This is a genomic window from Bacillus bruguierae, assembly GCF_037104725.1.
GTDB classification, from domain to species: domain Bacteria; phylum Bacillota; class Bacilli; order Bacillales; family Bacillaceae_G; genus Bacillus_A; species Bacillus_A bruguierae.
In genome coordinates, this window is record NZ_JBAWSX010000039.1 from 1 (window position 1) to 2,971 (window position 2,971).

The 2,971-nt window shown below is 51.6% G+C and carries 1 rRNA gene; it reads left to right on the forward strand.

Features of this window, described 5'->3' with window-relative positions:
* Window positions 1-49 precede the first annotated feature (49 nt).
* Window positions 50-2,971: ribosomal RNA gene (locus tag WAZ07_RS26045) — 23S ribosomal RNA — on the forward strand.

A 2,971-nucleotide genomic window follows, 5' to 3' on the forward strand; every position in this document is an offset into this window, starting at 1 on the left:
ATGTTCTTTGAAAACTAGATAACAGTGTAGCTCATATTTTTTTAATTTTGGTTAAGTTAGAAAGGGCGCACGGTGGATGCCTTGACACTAGGAGTCGATGAAGGACGGGACTAACACCGATATGCTTCGGGGAGCTGTAAGTAAGCTTTGATCCGGAGATTTCCGAATGGGGAAACCCACCATACGTAATGGTATGGTATCTTTATCTGAATACATAGGGTAAAGAGGACAGACCCAGGGAACTGAAACATCTAAGTACCTGGAGGAAGAGAAAGCAAAAGCGATTTCCTGAGTAGCGGCGAGCGAAACGGAATCTAGCCCAAACCAAGAGGCTTGCCTCTTGGGGTTGTAGGACATTCTATACGGAGTTACAAAGGAACGAGGTAGACGAAGCAGCCTGGAAAGGCTCGTCATAGAAGGTAACAACCCTGTAGTTGAAACTTCGTTCCCTCTTGAATGTATCCTGAGTACGGCGGAACACGTGAAATTCCGTCGGAATCCGGGAGGACCATCTCCCAAGGCTAAATACTACCTAGTGATCGATAGTGAACCAGTACCGTGAGGGAAAGGTGAAAAGCACCCCGGAAGGGGAGTGAAAGAGATCCTGAAACCGTGTGCCTACAAATAGTCAGAGCCCGTTAACGGGTGATGGCGTGCCTTTTGTAGAATGAACCGGCGAGTTACGATCCCGTGCGAGGTTAAGCTGAAGAGGCGGAGCCGTAGCGAAAGCGAGTCTGAATAGGGCGTTTAGTACGTGGTCGTAGACCCGAAACCAGGTGATCTACCCATGTCCAGGGTGAAGTTCAGGTAACACTGAATGGAGGCCCGAACCCACGCACGTTGAAAAGTGCGGGGATGAGGTGTGGGTAGCGGAGAAATTCCAATCGAACCTGGAGATAGCTGGTTCTCCCCGAAATAGCTTTAGGGCTAGCCTCAAGTGTGAGAGTCTTGGAGGTAGAGCACTGATTGGACTAGGGGTCCCCATCGGATTACCGAATTCAGTCAAACTCCGAATGCCAATGACTTATCCTTGGGAGTCAGACTGCGAGTGATAAGATCCGTAGTCAAAAGGGAAACAGCCCAGACCGCCAGCTAAGGTCCCAAAGTGTGTATTAAGTGGAAAAGGATGTGGAGTTGCTTAGACAACTAGGATGTTGGCTTAGAAGCAGCCACCATTTAAAGAGTGCGTAATAGCTCACTAGTCGAGTGACTCTGCGCCGAAAATGTACCGGGGCTAAATACACCACCGAAGCTGCGGATTGATACCTATGGTATCAGTGGTAGGGGAGCGTTCTAAGTGCTGTGAAGTCAGATCGTAAGGACTGGTGGAGCGCTTAGAAGTGAGAATGCCGGTATGAGTAGCGAAAGACGGGTGAGAATCCCGTCCACCGAATGCCTAAGGTTTCCTGAGGAAGGCTCGTCCGCTCAGGGTTAGTCAGGACCTAAGCCGAGGCCGACAGGCGTAGGCGATGGACAACAGGTTGATATTCCTGTACCACCTCTTTATCGTTTGAGCAATGGAGGGACGCAGAAGGATAGAAGAAGCGTGCGATTGGTTGTGCACGTCCAAGCAGTTAGGCTGGTAAGTAGGCAAATCCGCTTACCGCGAAGGCTGAGCTGTGATGGGGAAGCTCCTTATGGAGCGAAGTCTTTGATTCCCCGCTGCCAAGAAAAGCTTCTAGCGAGATAAAAGGTGCCTGTACCGCAAACCGACACAGGTAGGCGAGGAGAGAATCCTAAGGTGTGCGAGAGAACTCTGGTTAAGGAACTCGGCAAAATGACCCCGTAACTTCGGGAGAAGGGGTGCTTTCTTAACGGAAAGCCGCAGTGAATAGGCCCAAGCGACTGTTTAGCAAAAACACAGGTCTCTGCGAAGCCGTAAGGCGAAGTATAGGGGCTGACACCTGCCCGGTGCTGGAAGGTTAAGGAGAGGGGTTAGCGCAAGCGAAGCTCTGAACTGAAGCCCCAGTAAACGGCGGCCGTAACTATAACGGTCCTAAGGTAGCGAAATTCCTTGTCGGGTAAGTTCCGACCCGCACGAAAGGTGTAACGATTTGGGCACTGTCTCAACCAGAGACTCGGTGAAATTATAGTACCTGTGAAGATGCAGGTTACCCGCGACAGGACGGAAAGACCCCGTGGAGCTTTACTGTAGCCTGATATTGAATTTTGGTACAGCTTGTACAGGATAGGCGGGAGCCTTTGAAGCCGGAGCGCTAGCTTCGGTGGAGGCGCTGGTGGGATACCGCCCTGGCTGTATTGAAATTCTAACCTACGGGTCTTATCGACCCGGGAGACAGTGTCAGGTGGGCAGTTTGACTGGGGCGGTCGCCTCCTAAAAAGTAACGGAGGCGCCCAAAGGTTCCCTCAGAATGGTTGGAAATCATTCGTAGAGTGCAAAGGCATAAGGGAGCTTGACTGCGAGACCTACAAGTCGAGCAGGGACGAAAGTCGGGCTTAGTGATCCGGTGGTTCCGCATGGAAGGGCCATCGCTCAACGGATAAAAGCTACCCCGGGGATAACAGGCTTATCTCCCCCAAGAGTCCACATCGACGGGGAGGTTTGGCACCTCGATGTCGGCTCATCGCATCCTGGGGCTGTAGTCGGTCCCAAGGGTTGGGCTGTTCGCCCATTAAAGCGGTACGCGAGCTGGGTTCAGAACGTCGTGAGACAGTTCGGTCCCTATCCGTCGTGGGCGTAGGAAATTTGAGAGGAGCTGTCCTTAGTACGAGAGGACCGGGATGGACGCACCGCTGGTGTACCAGTTGTTCTGCCAAGGGCATAGCTGGGTAGCTATGTGCGGAAGGGATAAGTGCTGAAAGCATCTAAGCATGAAGCCCCCCTCAAGATGAGATTTCCCATAGCGTTAAGCTAGTAAGATCCCTGAAAGATGATCAGGTTGATAGGTTCGAGGTGGAAGCGTGGTGACACGTGGAGCTGACGAATACTAATAGATCGAGGACTTAACCA